At 64.6% G+C, this 22,217-nt stretch carries 15 protein-coding genes; 9 read left to right on the forward strand and 6 right to left on the reverse strand.

Annotated elements, in window-relative coordinates:
- The first annotated feature begins 65 nt into the window (after nucleotides 1-65).
- From HNR60_RS21035 to HNR60_RS21045, 3 genes are read left to right on the forward strand one after another with little or no spacing between them, the layout of a single operon-like run.
- The gene (locus HNR60_RS21035; protein ID WP_184261752.1) at nucleotides 66-365 is read left to right on the forward strand and encodes a DUF6460 domain-containing protein; all 300 of its coding nucleotides are present in this window, start codon (nucleotides 66-68) and stop codon (nucleotides 363-365) included.
- A gap of 9 nt (nucleotides 366-374) precedes the next feature.
- A complete protein-coding gene (locus HNR60_RS21040; protein ID WP_430695018.1) occupies nucleotides 375-1,700 on the forward strand; it encodes an MATE family efflux transporter in 1,326 nt (441 codons plus the stop codon).
- A gap of 38 nt (nucleotides 1,701-1,738) precedes the next feature.
- Entirely contained in the window at nucleotides 1,739-2,473 is a 735-nt protein-coding gene (locus HNR60_RS21045) for an MBL fold metallo-hydrolase (protein WP_184261754.1), read from the forward strand.
- Nucleotides 2,474-2,572: 99 nt separating this feature from the next.
- Here HNR60_RS21045 and HNR60_RS21050 read toward each other — a convergent pair whose 3' ends face one another.
- A complete protein-coding gene (locus HNR60_RS21050) occupies nucleotides 2,573-3,586 on the reverse strand; it encodes a KpsF/GutQ family sugar-phosphate isomerase (protein ID WP_184261756.1) in 1,014 nt (337 codons plus the stop codon).
- A 196-nt stretch (nucleotides 3,587-3,782) separates the two neighbouring features.
- Here HNR60_RS21050 and HNR60_RS21055 point away from each other — a divergent pair, with 196 nt between their 5' ends.
- Nucleotides 3,783-5,513 carry an outer membrane beta-barrel protein gene (locus HNR60_RS21055; protein WP_184261784.1) on the forward strand — a complete coding sequence of 577 codons (1,731 nt, stop codon included), beginning with the start codon at nucleotides 3,783-3,785 and terminating at the stop codon, nucleotides 5,511-5,513.
- Between the two features lie 113 nt (nucleotides 5,514-5,626).
- Here the strand turns inward: HNR60_RS21055 and HNR60_RS21060 are convergent, their stop codons facing one another.
- Nucleotides 5,627-5,899 carry a hypothetical protein gene (locus HNR60_RS21060; RefSeq protein ID WP_184261758.1) on the reverse strand — a complete coding sequence of 91 codons (273 nt, stop codon included), beginning with the start codon at nucleotides 5,897-5,899 and terminating at the stop codon, nucleotides 5,627-5,629.
- Nucleotides 5,900-6,050: 151 nt separating this feature from the next.
- Here HNR60_RS21060 and HNR60_RS21065 point away from each other — a divergent pair, with 151 nt between their 5' ends.
- Nucleotides 6,051-7,559 (forward strand): sensor domain-containing diguanylate cyclase, encoded by a 1,509-nt coding sequence (locus HNR60_RS21065; protein ID WP_184261760.1) that lies wholly within the window; start codon nucleotides 6,051-6,053, stop codon nucleotides 7,557-7,559.
- 392 nt (nucleotides 7,560-7,951) lie between these two features.
- Here the strand turns inward: HNR60_RS21065 and galU are convergent, their stop codons facing one another.
- Nucleotides 7,952-8,827, reverse strand: coding sequence for a UTP--glucose-1-phosphate uridylyltransferase GalU (gene galU / locus HNR60_RS21070; RefSeq protein ID WP_184261762.1), 876 nt, complete (start codon nucleotides 8,825-8,827; stop codon nucleotides 7,952-7,954).
- 145 nt (nucleotides 8,828-8,972) lie between these two features.
- Nucleotides 8,973-9,920, reverse strand: coding sequence for an alpha/beta fold hydrolase (locus tag HNR60_RS21075; protein WP_184261764.1), 948 nt, complete (start codon nucleotides 9,918-9,920; stop codon nucleotides 8,973-8,975).
- Between the two features lie 235 nt (nucleotides 9,921-10,155).
- Between HNR60_RS21075 and HNR60_RS21080 the strand changes: the two genes are divergently transcribed.
- Complete coding sequence (locus HNR60_RS21080; RefSeq protein ID WP_184261766.1) at nucleotides 10,156-10,632, forward strand: Hsp20 family protein; 477 nt, start codon at nucleotides 10,156-10,158, stop codon at nucleotides 10,630-10,632.
- 274 nt (nucleotides 10,633-10,906) lie between these two features.
- On the opposite strand, the gene HNR60_RS21085 is transcribed toward HNR60_RS21080, so the two are convergent.
- A complete protein-coding gene (locus HNR60_RS21085) occupies nucleotides 10,907-11,596 on the reverse strand; it encodes a hypothetical protein (RefSeq protein ID WP_184261768.1) in 690 nt (229 codons plus the stop codon).
- Nucleotides 11,597-12,078: 482 nt separating this feature from the next.
- Here HNR60_RS21085 and gltB point away from each other — a divergent pair, with 482 nt between their 5' ends.
- From gltB to HNR60_RS21100, 3 genes are all read left to right on the forward strand, one after another.
- On the forward strand, nucleotides 12,079-16,800 hold the full coding sequence (gene gltB, locus HNR60_RS21090; RefSeq protein WP_184261770.1) for a glutamate synthase large subunit: 4,722 nt from the start codon (nucleotides 12,079-12,081) through the stop codon (nucleotides 16,798-16,800).
- Between the two features lie 236 nt (nucleotides 16,801-17,036).
- Complete coding sequence (locus tag HNR60_RS21095; RefSeq protein ID WP_184261772.1) at nucleotides 17,037-18,494, forward strand: glutamate synthase subunit beta; 1,458 nt, start codon at nucleotides 17,037-17,039, stop codon at nucleotides 18,492-18,494.
- 260 nt (nucleotides 18,495-18,754) lie between these two features.
- Complete coding sequence (locus HNR60_RS21100) at nucleotides 18,755-19,096, forward strand: hypothetical protein (protein WP_184261775.1); 342 nt, start codon at nucleotides 18,755-18,757, stop codon at nucleotides 19,094-19,096.
- A 247-nt stretch (nucleotides 19,097-19,343) separates the two neighbouring features.
- Here HNR60_RS21100 and HNR60_RS21105 read toward each other — a convergent pair whose 3' ends face one another.
- Nucleotides 19,344-21,875, reverse strand: coding sequence for a P-loop NTPase (locus HNR60_RS21105; RefSeq protein ID WP_184261776.1), 2,532 nt, complete (start codon nucleotides 21,873-21,875; stop codon nucleotides 19,344-19,346).
- Nucleotides 21,876-22,217: the final 342 nt, after the last annotated feature.

A 22,217-nucleotide genomic window follows, 5' to 3' on the forward strand; every position in this document is an offset into this window, starting at 1 on the left:
CTCAGGTTCCCCATCTGCGTTTCACTTGTTATGATGCGCGGGTTCAGCTGCGCGCGGGAGGATCGATGCCAAACGACATGAGAGATTTGCCGGCGCGCGACGACGGGCTGACCCGGTTTCTCGGCGGCTCGCCGCTCGCGGTGGCGGGCCGGTTGGCGCTGATGTCGCTGTTGGTCGGCGTCGTGCTGGCGGCGATCGGCTTCGATCCCTGGAACATCATCACCAGCATCCGGCTGTTGTTCGTCCGCATCTGGGACCTCGGCTTCGACGCCGTCAACGGACTGTGGCGCTACTTCCTGCTCGGCGCCGTGGTGGTGATCCCGATCTGGCTGTTATCGCGATTGTTCGGCTCGCCGCGCGCTTAAGGTCGGCGCGTGTCGCCGGGCGTCAGCGTCAGCCACCGGCGGGTGTTCGCCATCGCCGGTCCGGCGATGCTGGCCAATCTCACCACGCCGCTCTTAGGCATCGTCTCCACCGCCGCGATCGGGCGGCTCGGCGATCCGCATCTGCTCGGCGGCGTCGCTTTGGCGTCGGCGGCGTTCGATTGCCTGTTCTGGCTGTTCGGCTTCCTCCGCATGGCGACGGTGGCGTTCACCGCGCAGGCGCTCGGCGCCGGCGACCGCGACGAAGTCCGCGCGGTGGGGCTGCGCGCGTTGCTGCTCGGCGGCGCCATTGGCGTCACGCTGGTCGCCTTGCAGGTGCCGCTGGCCGCGGTGATCTTCAGCCTGATGGGCGGCAGCGAGGCGGTGACCACCGCGGCGCGCGAATACTTCTTCATCCGGCTGTGGTCGGCGCCGATGATCATGGGCAACTACGTCGTGCTCGGCTGGCTGATCGGCCAGGCGCGGCCGCGGCTGGCGCTGGCGGTTCAGGTCGGCATCAACCTCGTCAATATCGGCTTCACGCTGTTCCTGGTACTTGGGATCGGCAAGGGCATCGCCGGCGCCGCGATCGCCACCGTGATCGCGGAATCCTGCGGCCTGGTCGCCGGGCTGATCATCGCCTGGTCGATCCTGGGCGGCCGGATCGGCGTGAAGCGCGAGCTGTTGTTCGATCGCGCCCGGCTGTCGCGAATGCTGGTGGTCAACCGCGACATCCTGATCCGCACCGCGGCCTTGATCGCGGCGTTCCTGTTCTTCACTTCGCAGAGCGCCCATGCCGGCGATCTCACGCTCGCCGCCAATGCGGTGCTGTACAATTTCCTGATGATCGGCTCGTTCTTCCTCGACGGCCTCGCCAACGCCGCCGAGCAGCTCTGCGGCCAGAGTTTCGGCGCCCGCGACCGCTTGGCCTTCGGCAAGGCGGTGAAGCTGGTGCTCGGCTGGAGCACGCTGTTCGGCATCGCGGTCTCCGCGCTGTTCGCGCTCACCGGCAATGCGCTGATCGACATCGTCACCACCAGCCCGGAGGTGCGCAGCGCGGCGCGGCAGTTCATGCTGCTGGCGGCGTTGGCGCCGGCCTGCGGCGTGCTGGCCTATTGCTATGACGGGATCTATATCGGCGCCTCCTGGGCGCGCGAGATGCGCAACCTGATGCTGGCGGCGTTCGCGGCGTACCTCGCCGCCTGGTATCTGCTGATCCCGCTCGGCAATGCCGGGCTGTGGATCGCCTTCCTGTTGTTCCTGCTGATCCGCGGCCTGCTGCAGGCCTGGCGTTATCCGGCTATGGTACGGGTATCGTTTCCGCCGGGAAAACCCTAGGCTGACGCCCCGGCGGTCAGGGATCAGCGGATAACCCGATGCAACTGCGTTTTGTCGGCTGCGGCGATGCGTTCGGCTCCGGCGGCCGGCTCAATACCTGTTTTCACGTCAGCGGCGAGCAGGTCAATTTCCTGATCGACTGCGGCGCCTCGTCGCTGCCGGCGCTGAAGCGCTACGGCATCCTGCGCGACGACATCGACCTCGTCCTGATCACGCATTTCCACGCCGACCATTTCGGCGGGGTGCCGTTCCTGCTGCTGGAGGCGCAGTTCGGCAAACGCAAACGGCCGCTGGTGATCGCCGGTCCGCCCGGCATCGAGCTGCGGCTGACAAGGCTGATGGAGGCGATGTTCGAGAACTCCTCCTCGACCAAGCAGCATTTCGAGCTGTCGGTGGCGGCCATTGAGCCGAACGAGACCCGCGAATTCGGCGCCGTGAAGGTCACGGCGTTTCCGGTGGTGCACGGCGATTCCGGCGGCCCGTTCCACGCCTATCGGATCGAGGCCGGGGGGCGCACGCTGGCCTATAGCGGCGACACCCAATGGACCGACACGCTGGTCGCCGCCGGCCACGACGCCGACCTGTTCATCGCCGAGGCCTATACCTACGACCGGCCGGTGAAGAACCACCTCAGCCTGAAGGTGCTGGAAACCCACCTGCCGGAAATCAATCCGCGGCGGCTGATCCTCACCCACATGAGCGACGAGATGCTGCGCAAGCTCGACACGGTGCAACACACCGCCGCCAGCGACGGCTTGATCGTCGAGCTGTAGTCCGCCTCATGGCCTGACTCGTCATCCCGAGACGCTTTTCAGCAGCGCGGATGCGCTGCGGAAAAGCCTCGAAGGATGACGCCGCGAAACGCCGAAACGTTACGCCACGCCGGCGCGCAACAAATCGTGCAGATGCACGATGCCGACCGGCTTCTTGGCTTCGGTGACGATCAGCGCGGTGATCTTCGAGGAGTTGAGGATCTCCAAGGTCTCGCTGGCCAGCAGCGACGGGCTGATGGTCTTCGGGTTCTTGGTCATCACCTCGTCGACCAGCGCGGTCATCAGGTCGGCGCGCATGTGCCGGCGCAAATCGCCGTCGGTGACGATGCCGACCACCTGGCCGCGCGGATCGGTGATGCCGACGCAGCCGAAGCCCTTCGACGACATCTCCACCAGCGCGTCCGACATCTTGGTGCCGAGCGGCTTCAGCGGGATCGCCTCGCCGCTGTGCATCAGGTCGCGGGCAAATTTCAGCATCGCGCCGAGCTTGCCGCCAGGATGCAGCACGCTGAAATCGATCGAGGTGAAGCCGCGGCCTTCCAAGAGAGCGATCGCCAGCGCGTCGCCGAGCGAAAGCAGCATCACCGAGGAGGTGGTCGGCGCCAGATTGTGCGGGCAGGCCTCGCGCGCCTTCGGCAGAATCAGCGAGACGTCGGCGGCCTGGCCGAGCGTGGACTCGCCGTCCGCCGACATCGCGATCAGCGCGATCTTGAAGCGCTTGGCGTAGGTGATCAGGTTCTTCATTTCCGGCTGCTCGCCGGACCACGACATCGCCAGGATGACGTCGTCGGCGGTGATCATGCCGAGATCGCCGTGGCTGGCCTCGGCGGCGTGGACGAAGAACGCCGGGGTGCCGGTGGAGGCGAAAGTGGCGGCGACCTTGCGGCCGATATGGCCGGACTTGCCGAGCCCGGTGACGATCAACCGGCCCTTGGCGTTGTTGATCAGATTGACGGCGGCGATGAAGGCGGGGCCGAGATCGGATTTCAGCGCCGCGGCGAGCGCGTTGACGCCGCTCTCTTCGGCCTCGAGCGTGCGCAACGCCGAGGCGATGGCGTCGGTCGCCTGATCGGTCATGGAGGACTTCGCACTCCGGGGTTTCGACATGGACATAATGCGTTCCCAGGACTGAAGCAGAAGCGCTTCGGGCGCCTGTCTAGCACGCCGCGGTCGCCGAAGCGAAACCGCGGCCTCCGGCTCTCAACCTGTCATTAACCATAATTGTTTTAACTGCCTTAACGATGCCGGTCGGAGGGGCGTGGCGAAATCCCCGCGCCAGACCCGCAAAGCATTGATCTGGTGGAGTTTTATGGTGAAGCCGGGGCCAGCAAAGGGCCGCCTGAGGTGCGCGAGAGGATGGCGCACGGCCTCGGCATGCCTGCTGCTCGGCTGGCTCGGCACCGCCGACGCCTTGGCGCAGAGCCTCACCCCGGAACTGCTCAGCCCGCAACCGGGCGGATTCGTCTCCCCGCAGAACCTGCCGCTGCGCCGCACCGCCCAGGCTGGGGACCAGCTCCGGCTGAACCAGGCCCGTTCAAACCAGCCCAATCCCGACCCCGCGCAGCCCGACGCCGAGCCGATGGCGCCGTCACGGATCGGCCGGATTCCGACCTATGGCACCCCGGCCGCCGCCGGCGCCTCCGACAGCGGCTATGATTCGCTGAACCGCCGCCGCCGGCCGCAGCGCTTCTATCCGGGCGCGCCGCGGCCGCGAAGCGTCGGCCCCGGTAGCCCGGCGGTGATCGCGCAGCCCGCGCCGCAGCGGCCGCGGCCGCCGTCGGCGACTGCGCATCGCGCGCCGATCGCGCCGTCGATGGCCGGCACCGTGGTCGGCCAGCCGACCCGCCGCGCGCTCAAGGTCGACGACGATCCGTTCGGCCCGGTCGGCGATTACGCCGGCAGCTTCCTGTTCAAATCCGCGCTGGACGTCTCAGGCGGCTATGACAGCAATCCGGGGCGGGTGTCCGGACCCGCCAAGGGCTCGGCGTTCTACGTCGTGGCCCCGGAGCTGATGGTGACCTCGGACTGGGAGCGCCACGCGCTGGTCGCCGATCTGCGCGGCTCCTACACCGGCTACGGCACCACGCTGCCGCCCGACGCCAATTCGGCCTCCTCGGCGCCGAGCAATCTCGACCGCCCGAGCTTCGACGGCCATGTCGACGGCCGGCTCGACGTGTCGCGCGACACCAGGCTGCTCGGGCAGTTGCGGATGCGGCTGTTCACCGACAATCCAGGCAGCCCGAACCTCGACTTCGGGCTGTCGAAATATCCGCTGGCGCTGAACACCGGCGCCTCGGCCGGCTTCGATCAGAGCTTCAACCGGCTGCAGGTCTCCGGCGCCGGCACCGTCGACCGCACCACCTATCAGCAGTCGCAGCTCACCGACGGCTCCAGCTTCTCGAACTCCGACCGCAATTTCAACCAGTATGGCGGCGTCGCCCGGGTCAGCTACGACCTGATGCCGGGACTGAAGCCGTTTACCGAGGTCGAATACGACAGCCGGGTGCACGACGAGGCGATCGACCGCAGCGGCTATCAGCGGGACTCAACCGGCGGCTACGTCAAGGGCGGCACCAGCTTCGAATTTACCCGGCTTTTGACCGGCGAAATGTCGATCGGCTACACCGCGCGCAGCTACAACGATCCGCGGCTGGAGAAGCTCACCGGCCTGTTGACCGCCGGCTCGCTGGTGTGGGCGGCGACGCCGCTGACCTCGTTCAAGGTGTTCGCCAACACCTCGGTCGACGAATCGACACTGGCCGGGGTGTCCGGGGTGCTGACCCGCAGCTACACCGCGGAAGTGGATCACGATTTCCGCCGCTGGCTGACCGCGATCGGCAAGTTCACCTATGGCAGCGCCGACTATCAGGGCTCGACGCGGCTCGACCATTTCGGCTCGGTGTCCGGCAACCTGGTCTACAAGCTGAACCGCTCGTTCCAGCTCAAGGCCGAGCTGCGCCACGAATGGCTGGATTCCAACCTGCCCGGCAACAGCTATTCGGCCAATGTGGTGATGCTCGGGGTGCGGCTGCAGCACTGACGGACTGCCGCCCGGGGATGAGGCCGCCATTCGGCCCCAGCGCGCACCGCATAGGCTTTCACTGAAGTCGGCTGCTCGAATTCGTCATTGCGAGGCAGGCTCACGCTGCGGCTTCAGCCCGGCCGGCGCGAGCGCGGCTGCTGGATCTTGCGGAAGCGGATGCCCTTGCCGTCGGCGAGCCGCGTGGCGATGTAGCCGGCTTCGAGGCAGGCCTCGCGCTGCGGCATCTTTTCGTCGGGCGCCCGCGCGGTGTCCCACCACGAGGCGCGGTGCGACGCCCGCGACAGCGCAAAGCCGAGAATCTCCTCGATCTGATCGAGGCTCAGCACCAGCTCGGGCAGCGTCTGCTGCTGCAGATAGTCGCGTAACGGGGCGTACGGGTTCACGTCGTTGTCCTCAATGACTTCAAGATCTTAGCATCAATCTAGCGGGCGGTGCGGGCCGCCTCGGGCGGTCCGCAAGACTTCGTTAACCGATCGAGCCCCTGGTGCAACTACTTAAGCGCTCGGCAAGGAATTGGGGCGCATTTGTTCAAACATGGAACTGCCGATTGCACTCAGATGGCTACGACGTCGCACCTTTCGCTGGCAATTGTCCTCGAAATTGCTGGTGATTTCGCTGGTCGTGACGGTGCTGGCGTTTTCCGCGGTGTGCGGCAGCGTGCTGCTCGACATGCGCCGCAGCACCGAGGAACTGGCACGCCAGACCATGGAAAATCTGTCGGCCACCATCGATGCCGACGTCAACCGCAATGTCGAATTATACGACAAGTCGCTGCAGTCGGTGGTGAAGAACCTGGCGCTGCCGGAACTCGCCGAAGTCAGCAAGCCGATCCTGCACCTGATCCTGTTCGATCGCACCACCACCGCCCCGCATTTCAGCCCGATCCAGGTGTTCGACGCCGCCGGCAACCTCAGCCTCGACGCCTCCACCCTGAAGCCCGCGCCGGAGCGCCGCGGCGACGAGGAGTTCTTCACCGCCCATCGCGACAATCCCGACGTCGGTCTCTTCATCAGCCGGCCGATGCTGCACCAGGGCGGCTATTCGATCGTGCTGAGCCGCCGCATCGCGACGCCGAACGGCGACTTCAACGGCGTGGTGGTCGGCGCTATCCGGCTCGGCTATTTTCACGACCTGTTCGGCCGGCTGCGGCTCGACGAGCTGGACGTGGTGTCGATCCTCACCCATGGCGGCGTCATCATCATGCGCCGGCCGTTCGACCTCGACGTGGTCGGCAAGGATTTCAGCCAGGTCGCCGGCGTGATCGAGACCCTGGCGCGCCGCAGCGGCTGGTTCTCCGGCACCGGCCTCGATGACGGCGTGCCGCGGATGTATGTCTGGAGCGACAGCAGCCATCCGCTGGTGGTGCTGGTCGGCAAGCCGTGGCGCAACATTCTCAGCCTGTGGCGCAAGGAAGCGATCCGGCTCGGCGCCATCCTGTTGGTGCTGGCGAGCTTCGTCGCCGGCGTCACCATCTTCCTGATCCGCGAGATCGACCGCCGCGCCCGCGCCGAGCAGCGGCTGGAGGAATTGTCGATCACCGACCCGTTGACCGGGCTCACCAACCGCCGCAAATTCGATGCCGCGATCGAGGACGAGTGGCGCCGCGCGCAGCGGCTGCAGACCCCGGTGGCGCTGTTGATGATCGATGCCGATCACTTCAAGAGCTACAATGACAGCTTCGGCCACCAGGCCGGCGACCAGATGCTGATCGGCATCGCGGTCTGCATCGCCGATTCGGTGCACCGGGTCGGCGATTGCGCGGCGCGGTTCGGCGGCGAGGAGTTCGCCGTGCTGCTGCCCGGCTTGAGCGCGATCGCCGCGCTGTCGGTCGCCGAGACCATTCGCAGCAAGGTCGAGCAATGGTCGGTTGACCAGACCGGCGTCACCATCAGCGTCGGCACCGCTAGCCTGACGCCCGGTCCGGCGACGCCATGGTCGGTGCTGGTGGAGGCGGCCGACAAGGCGCTGTATGCGGCCAAGGCCAGCGGCCGCAACCGCTCGGTGCTGTCGACCCCGGCGCGGGAATGGCCGCTGGTGGCGTAGCGCCGCGCGGCGGCGCCTTGCCGGACAGCGGCAAAGCGAACGACATCCGGCCAAAGCGACCCTCAACAATCAGTCGGTCATTCCGGGGCGCGAGCCCTTGGGCGAGCGAACCCGGAATCTTGCCCCAGGGCCTGACTCTTTCACGCGGAGCGAGATTCCGGGTTCGCTCGAGCTGACGCTCTCGCGCCCCGGAATGACGCCGTCGTTTGAGCGTGCCCCGGACGGCGCGCATCGTGCCGCCCTTGCGGCGCGATGCACGACGAGCCCGGGCCGTTACGCAACGCAGCGCTTGGAATGGTCCCGGCTCGCGACGCCGCGTGAAGCACGCGGCACCGCGTCCGGGACACGATCCCTCTTCATCAAACCGCGGAATCTGCCGCCGCGCGGCCGCCTCACTGCGCCAGATAGCGCTCCATGGTGGCGCGGAGTTCGTCGCGCAGATCCGGGCGTTGCATCGCGAAGGCGATGTTGGCGCGCAGGAAGCCGGCCTTGGAGCCGCAGTCGTGACGCTCGCCTTCGAATTCGACGCCGTAGAATTTCTGCGTCTTCGACAGCCCGATCATCGCGTCGGTGAGCTGGATCTCGCCGCCGGCGCCGCGCTCCTGGGTCTCCAGGATCTTGAAGATCTCCGGCTGCAGGATGTAGCGCCCGGAGATCGACAGCGTCGACGGCGCGGTGCCCTGCGGCGGCTTCTCAACCATGCCGTCGATTTCGAACATGTTGCCGTTGCGCGCTCCGACGCCGCAGATGCCGTAATTATGGGTGAGATGCGTCGGCACCTGCTCGACCGCGACGACATTGGCCTTGTCGCCGAGCTTCTCGGCGGCGGCGATCATCTGGGCGAGGCAGCCCGGCGAGTTCAGCACCAGTTCGTCCGGCAGGACCACCGCGAACGGTTCGTTGCCGACGATGTCGCGGGCGCACCACACCGCGTGGCCGAGGCCGTGCGGCGCCTGCTGGCGGGTGAAGCTCATCGCGCCGGCTTCCGGCTGGTCCCGCGCCAGCATCTCCATCTCGGCGGTCTTGTTGCGGCCCTTCAGCGTCGCGTCCAATTCGAACTGGCGGTCGAAATGGTCCTCGATCATGCCCTTGTTGCGGCCGGTGACGAAGATGAAGTGCTCGATGCCGGCCTCCTTGGCCTCGTCGACGACGTATTGGATCAGCGGCCGGTCGACGATGGTCAGCATTTCCTTGGGCATCGCCTTGGTGGCGGGCAGGACGCGGGTGCCGAGACCGGCGACCGGGAAGACGGCTTTACGGATTTTCATGCGAGGGGATCTCTAAGTGAGGAATCGGAAACTGAAAGCGGTTCAGCGCGGAACATAGGCCGATTGATGGAGGCGCGAATCGTCCAATCGTCGCAGCGCAACGCGTTGCCGCGCCAACTCGTTGCAGCGACGCTGCGACCGGCTGTCATTTGAACAGCGCGGTGCCCGGCACGAAGGCATCGAACGCCGCCCAGAACTGGCCGCGATAGCGGTCCTGCTCCTGCAGGATTTCGTGCTTGGCGCCGGCGATCACCAGATGCGCGCCGCCGCGCAGATGATAGGCGAACTCCTCGATCGCCGGCGTCGACACCACGGTGTCGAGGCCGGCCGCCATCATCAGGATCGGCTGCCGGATCCGCGCCGGGAAATTCGCCGCCTTGAAGCCGTGCATCGCCCGGAATGCGGTGTCGGCCCAGGCCACCGTCGGCGAGCCGATGCCGAGCGTCGGATCTTCGGCGAGGATCGCGGCGTTGCGGGCGTAGCGCACCGGATCGCTGGTCAGCTGGTTGTTGGCGAACGGACCCGTTCCGGCCAGCTGATCGTTGCCGCGCGGGACGTAATTGCCGCCCTGGCCGGCGAGCCGCAGCGTGCGCAGCAGCAGCCGCACCGGCAGCGTGGTGGCGCGGCCGGGCAGGTCGATCATCGGCGCCGACAGCACGATGCGGTCGAACCAGCGCTTGCCGGCATGCGCGATCCGCAGCAGCACCGCGCCGCCCATCGAATGCGCCAGCGCGAAATGCGGCGGCGGGCAGTCCGGCAGCACCACCTGCTGCACGAAGGCTTCGACGTCGGTCTCGAAATCGGAGAAGTCGCGGACATAGCCCTTGCGCGGATCGCGCAAGCGCCGCGACGAATGACCCTGGCCGCGCCAATCGATGATCGCCACCGCGAAGCCGCGGTCGCGCAGATCGCGCACCGTCTCGAAGTACTTCTCGATCTGTTCGCCGCGCCCGGTGAACACGCAGACCGTGCCCTTGCGGCCGGCCGGCGGCGGCCAGCGCGCGAACCGCAACTCGGCGCCGTCGGGCGTTTTGATGAAGCCGCTGACGGCGTCTTCGGGGACCGGATTGGCGGGAATCGAGACGAGCGTCATGAACCGTCCGGCTAGGGCAGAAGTGCTGGAAATCAAGGGCTTTGAGCCCGCGGGCCCAAAGCTTTTTGCAGCTCTTGAACCGAGCGACACCCCTCCCATATCATCTTCGTGCAGGCCGCTACTAGTGGTTCTGACGATCGCAAGATCGGAAGAACCCACAGGCTGCACACAGGACGACAGCCCGGCCCGATGGCGGGCGGGTTATCTCAACAGTCGCTTTTCGGAGGACTAAACCATGCGTGCATTCGATCTCACCCCGTTCTATCGCTCCACCGTCGGTTTCGACCGGCTGTTTTCGCTGCTCGACCAGGCCTCCGGCGAGGCCGCAGCTCCGGGCTATCCGCCCTATAACATCGAGCGCTCCGGCGAAAACGATTACCGCATCACGGTTGCGGTCTCCGGCTTCTCGCCGGCCGAACTCTCCATCGTCACCAAGGAAAACACCCTGACCATTCGCGGCGAGAAATCCGCGCCCGAGGCCGGCAACACCGCGGAAGTGCTGTATCGCGGCATCGCCGCCCGCGCCTTCGAGCGCGCCTTCCAGCTCGCCGACTACGTCACGGTGAAGAACGCCACGCTGGAGAACGGCCTGCTGCACGTCGATCTGGCGCGCGAGATTCCCGAGGCCAAGAAGCCGCGGACCATTCCGATCGGCATCGCGGCGCCGGCGCAGCCCCCGGTGATCGAAAACGACAACCAGAAGGCCGCGTAACGGCGCTGACGGTCCCGATCCCTCCGGAGCCGCATCCTTCGAGGCCCGAGCTTTGCTCGGGCACCTCAGGATGACGGCGCCGGGATCGGATCGGCGGTCTGCCTATCCGCACAAGCGGCGTCATCCTGAGGAACCCGGCGAAGCGCGCAGCGCGAAGCCGGGTGTCTCGAAGGATGGGCCACGGGCGTGGCCCCACCGCCTGAATTTACAAAACGCCCCGGTCCGCCGGGGCGTTTTTTGTGGCCCGCGGGTCGCGCGGACCCGTTCGAGCGACCTATTCCAGCCCCTGCACCGGTGGCATCTCCTGGGTCGGCAGGATCGACGGCGACGGCTTGGCCGCCACGGCGGCTGGCGGCGTGCTTGGCGCCGCAGGCGCTGCCTCGGCGGGTTTCGGCACCGCCGCGGTCTGCTGCGCAGGCGCAGGTGCCGGCAACGGCTGCGCGGCGATCGGTGGCGCCGGCGGCGAAACGACAGGCGGCGGCGCCGGGCGAGGCAGCGGCGGGATCGGGCTGCGGCTCGCCACCCTTGGCACCGGCAGCGGCGGGCGCGGCGGCCGCACCTCGCGGAACGACGGCACCGGCCGCGGCGCATACCAGCCGGCATTGGCGTCGGCGTCGGCCGGAATGAAGCGGACGATCCGCCCAGAGCGGGCGTCGACCAGGAGCCGCCCGGCTGCGCCGTCGAGATCGATCGCGGCGATGCTGTAGGTGAGCCCCCTCAGCCGCGGCCGGCCGACCGGCGCATAGCCGGCCTCGCGCAGCAGCGCATAGACCTCCTCCGGCGGCAGCAGCGCCGCTGCGTAGGGCACCGGCATCTCCGGCGGGATCGCCGCATAGGGGCCGTCGAAATCCGACACCAGGATCACGCCGGCCGGAATTTCCCGTGGCGGCTGCGCCTGCGCGCCGGCGGAGCCCGCGCCGAGCAGCGCTGCGGCCGAAATCGCCCATCCCATCCACCGTTTCATGGTTTTCTCCTTCGACGCGCCCCCGCGCCCGCACCAGGCCGCCTGCAAACCGACGCCGCCCCGCCTCGAAACTGCGAGCGAGTTGCAGTGGATCGCCAGGCGGCCAACCGGCTTGCAGCCTCGCCGCGGATTTCGGCGGCGCCACGGCTCAATCGCGGCGGATTTGGCGTGAATCCGCGGCGCGGCGGGCCGGCATTCTCCATCAAATGGAGGACTTTCATGCGCTTGTATGATAGAAAAAAATTTGGCAAGGTCAGGCTAGGACAGCAACGCTGTCTCAATTGCGGGTGGTAACCGGCCTGGAGATTGCAACGTCGTTTCAGACGTTGAATAAGGCTGCCGTTGTCACTGGGAAATTAGGCGCCACAGCCTGAATTTACGAAATCGTGGCTCGCGGGTGTGAGCGGTGGCCAAACGGTGCCGCGGCCGCCCAAGCTGCGCGACGAGAATGGCGAGGTCCCTCGCCGGATGAGAGGACTAAGATGAGCGGGTCGGAGTTCGAACGCGACAGCATCGCGGCGCATGCGCAGGCCGAAACGTCGTCGGAGCCGGCGCGCGAGCATAGCTGGCGTCCGCCGGCCGAGGGCCTGTACGACCTGTCGCAGGAAAAAGACGCCTGCGGCGTCGGCTTCATCGCCAACATCAAGGGCGTCAAGTCGCACCAGATCGTCTGCGACGCGATCCGCATCCTGTGCAATCTCGAGCATCGCGGCGCGGTCGGCGCCGATCCGCGCGCCGGCGACGGCGCCGGCATCTTGGTGCAGATTCCGCACGCGTTCTTCTCGCGCAAGGCCAAGGAACTCGGCTTCGCGCTGCCTGCGCCGGGCGAATACGCCGTCGGCGCGCTGTTCATGCCGCGCGAGACCGCGTGGCGCAAAGTGATCCAGGGCATCATCGCCGACCAGATCAAGGCCGAGGGGCTGAAGCTGCTCGGCTGGCGCAAGGTGCCGGTCGACAATTCCTCGCTCGGCGAGACCGTGAAGCCGACCGAACCCGCCAACATGCAGGTGTTCATCGGCCGCGGCAGCCACATCAAGACCGACGACGATTTCGAGCGCAAGTTGTACATCCTGCGCAAGTCGATCTCGCACGCGATCTATCAGCGCCGCGACCGCGGCCTCGCCGGCTACTACCCAGTGTCGATGTCGTGCCGTACCGTGATCTACAAGGGCATGTTCCTCGCCGATCAGCTCGGCAGCTACTATCCCGACCTGCATGAAGAGGATTTCGAAAGCGCGCTGGCGCTGGTGCATCAGCGGTTCTCGACCAACACCTTCCCGACCTGGTCGCTGGCGCATCCCTATCGCATGGTGGCGCACAACGGCGAGATCAACACGCTGCGCGGCAACAACAACTGGATGGCGGCGCGCCAGGCTTCGGTGCATTCGGAGCTGTACGGCAAGGACATCAGCCGGCTGTGGCCGATTTCCTATGAGGGCGCCTCCGACACCGCCTGCTTCGACAACGGCCTCGAATTCCTGGTGCAGGGCGGCTACGCGCTGCCGCACGCCGTGATGATGATGATTCCGGAAGCCTGGGCCGGCAATCCGTTGATGGATGAGCAACGCCGCGCGTTCTACGAATATCACGCCGCCATCATGGAGCCGTGGGACGGCCCGGCCGCGCTGGCCTTCACCGACGGCCGCCAGATCGGCGCCACGCTCGACCGCAACGGCCTGCGCCCGGCGCGCTACCTGTTGACCCGCGACGATCGCATCGTGATGGCGTCGGAAATGGGCGTGTTGAAGATTCCGGAAGACCAGATCGTCACCAAGTGGCGGCTGCAGCCCGGCAAGATGCTGTTGGTCGATCTCGAACAGGGCCGGCTCATTCCGGACGACGAGATCAAGGCGCAGCTCGCCGCCAGCCAGCCCTATCGCGATTGGCTCAACCGCACCCAGATCGTGCTGGAAGACCTGCCGGCCGCGCCGGTCTCGGCGCAGCGCTCCAACCTGCCGCTCTTGGATCGCCAGCAGGCGTTCGGCTACACCCAGGAAGACATCTCGATCCTGATGACGCCGATGGCCTCCACCGGCGAGGAAGCCTCGGGCTCGATGGGCAACGACACGCCGCTGTCGGCGCTGTCGGACAAGCCGAAGCAGCTGTTCACCTATTTCAAGCAGAACTTCGCCCAGGTGACCAATCCGCCGATCGATCCGATCCGCGAAGAGCTGGTGATGAGCCTGTTCTCGATCATCGGGCCGCGGCCGAACCTGTTCGACCTCGAAGGCCGCGCCGTCACCAAGCGGCTCGAAGTCCGCCAGCCGATCCTCACCGACGCCGATCTGGAAAAGATCCGCGCCATCTCCGAGATCGGCGATCCGCATTTCAAGTCGCGCACCCTCGACACCACCTTCCACGCCGGGCTCGGCGCGGCGGGCCTCGAGCACGTGCTCGACGAATTGTCGGCGCGCGCCGAAGCCGCGGTGCGTGAAGGCATCAACATCATCATCTTGAGCGACCGCGCCGCCGGCGCCGACCGGATTCCGATCCCGTCGCTGCTCGCCTGCGCCGCCGTGCATCACCATCTGATCCGCGTCGGGCTGCGTACTTCAGTCGGTCTCGTCGTCGAGTCGGGCGAACCGCGCGAAGTGCATCACTTCGCTTGTCTGGCCGGTTACGGCGCCGAAGCCATCAACCCCTATCTGGCGTTCGAGACCATCATCGCCATGAAGGACCGGCTGCCGGTCCAGCTCGAAGACTACGAGATCGTCAAGCGCTACATCAAGTCGATCGGCAAGGGCCTGTTGAAGGTGATGTCGAAGATGGGCATCTCGACCTATCAGTCCTATTGCGGCGCGCAGATCTTCGACGCGGTCGGGCTGAAGCAGGATTTCGTCTGCAAGTACTTCGCCGGCACCCACACCCGGATCGAAGGCGTCGGTCTGACCGAAATCGCCGAGGAAACCGTGCGCCGGCATTCCGACGCGTTCGGCGACGTGCAGATCTACAAGACCGCGCTCGATGTCGGCGGCGAATACGCCTTCCGCACCCGCGGCGAGGACCACGCCTGGAACGCCGAGACCGTGGCGGCGCTGCAACACGCGGTGCGCGGCAATTCGCTGGAGCGCTACAAGGCGTTCGCCAAGATCCTCAACGAGCAATCCGAGCGGCTGCTGACGCTGCGCGGGCTGTTCAAGTTCAAGACCGCCGAGGACGAAAAGCGCAAGCCGGTGCCGCTCGCCGAAGTCGAGCCGGCTTCCGAGATCGTCAAGCGTTTCGCCACCGGAGCGATGTCGTTCGGTTCGATCTCGCGCGAGGCGCATACCACGCTCGCGATCGCGATGAACCGGATCGGCGGCAAGTCCAACACCGGCGAAGGCGGCGAAGAGAGCGACCGCTTCAAGCCGATGGCCAACGGCGATTCGATGCGCTCGGCGATCAAGCAGGTCGCCTCCGGCCGGTTCGGCGTGACCACGGAGTACCTCGTCAACTCCGACATGATGCAGATCAAGATGGCGCAGGGCGCCAAGCCCGGCGAAGGCGGTCAGTTGCCCGGCCACAAGGTCGACGCCACCATCGCCAAGGTGCGGCATTCGACGCCGGGCGTAGGCCTGATCTCGCCGCCGCCGCATCACGACATCTACTCGATCGAAGATCTGGCGCAGCTGATCTACGACCTGAAGAACGTCAATCCGGCCGGCGCGGTGTCGGTCAAGCTGGTCTCCGAAATCGGCGTCGGCACGGTGGCGGCGGGCGTGGCGAAAGCGCGCGCCGACCACGTCACCATCGCGGGCTTCGACGGCGGCACCGGCGCGTCGCCCTTGACGTCGATCAAGCACGCAGGTTCGCCGTGGGAAATCGGCCTGGCTGAGACTCACCAGACCCTGGTGCGCGAGCGGCTGCGCTCGCGCATCGTCGTGCAGGTCGACGGCGGCTTCCGCACCGGGCGCGACGTGGTGATCGGCGCGATGCTCGGCGCCGACGAATTCGGCTTTGCCACCGCGCCCTTGATCGCGGCCGGCTGCATCATGATGCGCAAGTGCCATCTCAACACCTGCCCGGTCGGCGTCGCGACCCAGGACCCGGTGCTGCGCAAGCGCTTCACCGGCCAGCCCGAGCACGTCATCAACTACTTCTTCTTCGTCGCCGAAGAGGTCCGCGAGATCATGGCGCAGCTTGGCTATCGCTCGTTCAACGAGATGGTCGGCCAGACCCAGATGCTCGACCACAAGGCGCTGGTGGCGCATTGGAAGGCCAAGGGGCTCGACTTCTCCAAGCTGTTCCATCGCCAGAAGGAACTGCCGGGGCAGAAGATCTTCCACACCGAGACCCAGGACCATCACCTCGGCAAGGTGCTCGACCGCACCCTGATCGAAAAGGCGCGGCCGGCGATCGACCGCGGCGCCCCGGTGAAGTTCGAGATCGAGATCAACAACACCAACCGCTCGGCCGGCGCGATGCTGTCCGGCACCGTGGCGAAGATCTACGGCCACGCGGGATTGCCCGACGACACCATCCATGTCGCGTTCAAGGGCACCGCCGGTCAGGCGTTCGGCGCCTGGCTGGTGCGCGGCGTCACCTTCGATCTGGAAGGCGAAGCCAACGACTATGTCGGCAAGGGCCTTAGCGGCGGCCGCATCATCGTCCGCCCGCCGCATGAGTCCGGCATCGTGCCGGAGCAGTCGATCATCGTCGGCAACACGGTGATGTACGGCGCGATCGAGGGCGAGTGCTACTTCCGCGGCATCGCCGGCGAACGTTTCGCGGTGCGCAACTCGGGTGCGGTGGCCGTGGTCGAAGGCGCCGGCGATCATTGCTGCGAATACATGACCGGCGGCATCGTCGTGGTGCTCGGCAAGACCGGCCGCAACTTCGCCGCCGGCATGTCGGGCGGCGTGGCTTACGTGCTGGACGAAGACGGCATGTTCCCGAAGCTGTGCAACATGGCGATGGTCGAGCTCGAACCCGTGTTGTCGGAAGAGCTGATCAACGAAGGCACCTATCACCAGTCCGGCGATCTCGAAGCCCACGGCCGGGTCGACGTGTTCGCCGACCTGCTCAGTTCCGACGTCGAACGGCTGCACATTCTGATCAGCCGCCATGCCAAGCTCGCCGGCTCGAAGCGCGCCGCGGATATTCTTGCGAACTGGACCGACTACCTGCCCAAGTTCCGCAAGATCATGCCGGTGGAGTATCGCCGCGCGCTGCGCGAACTGAAGGCCAAGCAGGCCGAGGAGCCGAAGATCGCGATCGGCGCGTAGTTACGAGCCGCTCGAGGAATTGAAGTCCGCGGCGCGCGAGTTCGGCCACCTCTCCCATGGGGAGAGGTCGACCGGCTGAGCGCAGCGAAGCCGGTCGGGTGAGGGGTTACGGCCTAACGATAGACCGTACCCCCTCACCCCAACCCTCTCCCCATGGGAGAGGGGAGCGCGTTTCCACTGGCGCGACGCGCGCGCTAACAGTTTGGGATTCTGGTTTTCGGGGGCGTTAGGTTTCGATGGGCAAGATCACGGGTTTTCTGGAAATCGACCGGCACGACCGGCCCTACGCGCCGGTCGCCGAGCGGGTGACGAACTACAACGAGTTCGTCGTGCCTTTGAACGAGAAGGACACCCGCGACCAGGCCGCGCGCTGCATGAATTGCGGCATCCCGTATTGCCACGGCACCGGCGCGGTGGCGCCCGGCACCACCGGCTGCCCGGTCAACAACCAGATCCCGGATTTCAACGATCTGGTGTATCAGGACAATTGGCAGGAGGCGTCGCGCAACCTGCACTCCACCAACAACTTCCCGGAATTCACCGGCCGGATCTGTCCGGCGCCGTGCGAGGCGTCCTGCACGCTGAACATCGACGACAACCCGGTCACCATCAAGACCATCGAATGCGCCATCGTCGATCGCGCCTGGGAGAATGGCTGGCTGAAGCCGGAGCCGGCCGCGGTGAAGACCGGCAAGAAGGTCGCGGTGATCGGCGCCGGTCCTGCGGGCCTCGCCTGCGCGCAGCAGCTGGCGCGCGCCGGCCACGAGGTCCACGTCTATGAGAAGCTGGCGAAGGCCGGCGGCTTGCTGCGCTACGGCATTCCCGACTTCAAGATGGAAAAGCATCTGATCGACCGCCGCGTCGCGCAGATGGAAGGCGAGGGCGTCACCTTCCACTACAATTCCCCGGTCGGCGGCTCGGCCCCCGGCGCGGTCGATGCCAAGCAGATTCTCAAGGACTACGACGCGGTGGCGCTGACCGGCGGCTCGGAAGCCGCGCGCGATCTGCCGATCCCCGGCCGCGAGCTCTCCGGCATCCACTTCGCGATGGATTTCCTCACCCAGCAGAACCGCCGCGTCGCCGGCGAGCCGCTCGGCGACAAGCCGGAAATTCTCGCCACCGGCAAGCATGTCGTGGTGATCGGCGGCGGCGACACCGGCTCGGACTGCATCGGCACGTCGTTCCGCCAGGGCGCCAAGTCGGTGACCCAGATCGAGATCATGCCGGCGCCGCCGGAGCGCGAGGACAAGGCGCTGACCTGGCCGAACTGGCCGCAGAAGATGCGTACTTCGTCGAGCCAGGCCGAGGGCGCGGTGCGCGATTTCGCGGTGCTGACGCAGGCCTTCGAGGGGACCGACGGCAAAGTCGGCAAGCTGCATTGCGTCCGCGTCGACGGCAAATTTCAGCCGCTGCCCGGCACCGAATTCGAGCTGAAGGCCGATCTGGTGCTGCTGGCGATGGGCTTCGTGCATCCGGTGCATGAGGGGCTGTTGAAGTCGCTCGGCGTCGATCTCGACCCGCGCGGCAACGTCAACGCCGCCACCACCGACTTCCAGACCTCGGTGCCGAAAGTATTCGCCTCCGGCGACATGCGCCGCGGCCAATCGCTCGTCGTCTGGGCGATCCGCGAAGGCCGGCTCTGCGCCCGCGCCATCGATCAGGCCCTGATGGGCCTGACCACGCTGCCGAGGTAGTTGGTTCGTCGCCCACGCCAACGGCGTCGCGGAAATGAGACCACCTCTCCACGTCATGGCCGGGCTTGTCCCGGCCATCCACGGCAACATCGGCCGCCTTGCCTGTGTGCGTGGGTGGCCGGGACAAGCCCGGCCATGACCTGTGTCGAGCAGAGGGTTCTTCATCAACGCCGCGTCCGACCGCCCCCCTACCATCGCCGCCTTATCAGCCGCCGCGCGCTGGCGTAGTTTGCCGAATTGAGTTCGGCAGGGAGCGCACCATGACAGATCCTGATCAAGCCCCGGCCGCGGCCGACGGCCTCACCGCCACCGCCGTGCTCGACCGCATCCGCGCCGAGTTGAACGCGCCGGCGGCGGACGACATGCAGCTGTTGTTGAAGATCGCCAGGGATCTCGCCGCCCTCGACGGCCAGCGCTGGAGCCCGGCCGACGCCGCCGCCTGGACCGCGCGCCCCGAAACCTATCGCGAACTCACGCTCGCCGGGCTCGCCCGCCAGCGCGGCTTCAAGCTCGGCCTGTTGTCGGGCTTCCTCGCCGGCTTCGTCCTCACCGCCCTGTTCGCCGCGTTGCTGGCGATGCATTGGCTGGTGGTGATGCAGTGATTGTTTTTGCGGCGCGAGGCGACCAGTTGAGCCAACCACATCAGGCGCCCCATCCTGAGGAGCCCGGCGGAGCGCAGCGAAACCGGGCGTCTCGAGGATGAAGGCGATAGGTTCCGGCATCTCCGGACTTGAAAGGGAGGTAGACGCCCTTGTGGCGCATCCGGCCTTGCCAACCGCTATGTTGCATGCGGCGGGTTACGTACTCTGCACCATCTCGCCCCCCCCCACACTTGCTACAGTATGTTCGCTATTTTCTTCGGACCTTTTGATTAATAACTATTGGCTTATCATGCCATTCATCCAACGTCACAAAGCGGAAGATTTTCTCCTTCATTCGCTCGACAGAAGGGGAGGAAATCACTTTTTCAAGCTGTTGAAGACGGTCAAAGTATTGTGTCGCTACAGCCTTTGCCATCTTAACCTCTTGATGCTTGATAAGCGCCGCGACATGACCATTAGCTAGGGTAACAATCGGATACACGTCACTTTCAACGTTTGACGCATCCTGCAGTTTTAGAGCCCTAACAGCCTCGTCAATCAACGTCCTGGTGGCGGCATCATAACTAGGTCTATTTCTCGCCACCTGCAGTTGAACATCCGCCAGTGCATGTATCACAAACGGATTATCCGGATAAGCTTGCACAGAAAGCCGCAACTTGTCGATTGCTCCCCTAAGATCATCTATTTCAGCCAGGTACAAACCATATTGAAGCCAAAAGTGGCCATCGAGCTGAAAATCGACCTCGAAATCTGAATAAATCTCCCTGCCGAGTTCACAGTCGCCGCTTCGATCAGCGTGGCCAAATATGAAATCATGATTGAGAAGGAATTTGAAGAGCTGCGAATCTAGACGGTTCACACTTCGAACTATTGGAATATTGTATTTCAGATAAGTGCGAAGGAGTGACTTTAAGACAGATGAGAACTCAGTAAACGTTGCCACGTTTTCTAGAATATGTCGCACGTACAGCTCATGGCGTGCATAAAGCCTTCGATTTTCCGCAGCGTCAACTATGCCCTCCAAGGCGTCGAGGGCCGCTTCAAACGATCGCGTCTTAGATAATAACGAGTAGGCCTCGCCTGCTGCCTCTCGACTTATCCCGACCCGCGCCATAGTTGAAAGACCAACAATCAAAAGAAGTAATTTCGTATCTTGATCCGGAAGCTTCTCGAATTCGTTTGTTATTATGTCCGAGAAGTTCTCTGATTCAGTCGCCTCTCTTAGTGCGATCAATAGCTGACTGTCTGATTGCGACAACTTCTTGTATTGCTCAGAACGACTGAGCTTTCTGAATCGTGGCGACGGGACGTATTTAATTAGCCTATCTATTAGAGGATCAAAATCCTTACGTACGAAGCGTTGAAACGTGAATGGCTCTACGCCGGGCAGTCGCCGAGCAAGCCGATCGCGCCATTCGCCGGATCGAACTGTCGAGACGACCATGACATTTTGACCGGACAAGCCCTCCAAGTCCTCCCGGAATCCATCGCCGAACAGGAACAGGTCGCCAATATAGACAATTGTGCGCCTATTAGAGACCTTCCGCAGCAAACTGAACGCTCTTCGAGCTGACCGAACGTCCCCACTCAGTTCAAAGAGATCGACATCAGGATGTTCACGAACGTACCGCAAAAGCGTCATCATAACCGCAGTGGTCTTGCCGCTACCAGACTGACCAGAAACAATGAATAGGCGTTCGTCGTCGTTCACAGCGCTAGCAAACTCTTCGAACAATTTCTCCGAGGCATCTAGAATTACTGGAATCTCTGACGCTGCAACTTTCCATGTTGGCGGAAATCCTCTCAAAAATTGCCTGGCCATACGAGATTTCTCGCTTCCAGAGGTCGAGCCGATTGCCTGGCTCAACTTTGCTGGAGAGACTTGGCGCAGGAATTGCGCCACAGCGAGATCGTCCCGCGTCAAACTATCTAGAGCTTCATCAGAATAATTGTTGCTCGTCGCAAGAATTTGCTTCGGTGAACGGCCGCCGGGAAGATTTTTCGATAGCCAGACAGAGAACTCTTCGAGTGTCCCCTTAATATGCGAGATACCGCGCGCCTCTAGGCTCGCTAATTTTATCGGACTTAGATTATCAGGTGTTACTAGAAAGGCTCGCCCAAAATTAGAGTTTGCTTCCCTACGCGCGCGCTCAAGCTCAGCAGACAAGATCGGTTCATCAAGAGTCGACCCAACGAAAACGGGACAGAAGGCAAGATAGTCCTGCGCAGCCCGACCATACCAAAAGTGCTTTTCTGACTTGATCCATGTGGAATATTCATTCTCAGTCAAGATCAACCCATGCTCTGCTTTCGTAATCTCCCCGTGCAAATAAACGATATGAAGCTGCTCGGCGCCTTCCAACTCCGCGGCCTTATCAATCAACCCATTGTAAAAGCGTCGATATTGTGCTGAACGGCTCTTAACGTTGAGGAGCGCGTCATCGATGTTCCAGGTGTAGACGCGCCGCCAACTATAGGCGAAAAGCTGCTCGAGCTCGCGAGACGGCTTCACGCCGACATACTCCCGGGCAAGGAGTTCTGTCACTTGCTGCCTGCTAAGAACCGTGCTCGTCGCCGAGAGCACGTCTGTCAGCTTTTCCTTGGCGTACGGCAGCCCCGCTCGTTTCGCAATTAGTTCGGCGAGACCCAATCCAACCTTCACGGGCTCCCCACGAGAATTTTGGCTCGTTGCCGACGCCCCCGCACCAAGAATGAGTATCACTTCTCCTACCTTCATCGATGCAAGGAGATAGCTTCGGTCGCCCGGGGAAAATTGCATTTTCGGTGACTTCTCTGCGGTTGGAGCCACGACCAGTTTAACTTCTAATGTAAGTCGGCGCAGAACAACCAAGACTACTAAATGGAATGGAATTGCATTGACATTTAGTTGTAGTAGGAAGATAGTCCTGAGCGTCCTCGCTCACGAGGGGCGCTTCTCGAGGGCGCTCATGAGGCGGAGTGAGGATGCGGTGTCCTGCGTGTCGTGCCTCGCAAGCACGCGCCCGGGACGCCCCGGGTCGCCGTCAGGGCCTACTACGGGGCTCTGCCACTTGCTGGTTGGCTGGACGCGGGACAGGTGAAGGCGGGGGAAAGCCCGCCGGATCGGCGGTGCGGAGTGCAT

The sequence above is a fragment of the Rhodopseudomonas rhenobacensis genome, assembly GCF_014203125.1.
Classification (GTDB): domain Bacteria; phylum Pseudomonadota; class Alphaproteobacteria; order Rhizobiales; family Xanthobacteraceae; genus Rhodopseudomonas_A; species Rhodopseudomonas_A rhenobacensis.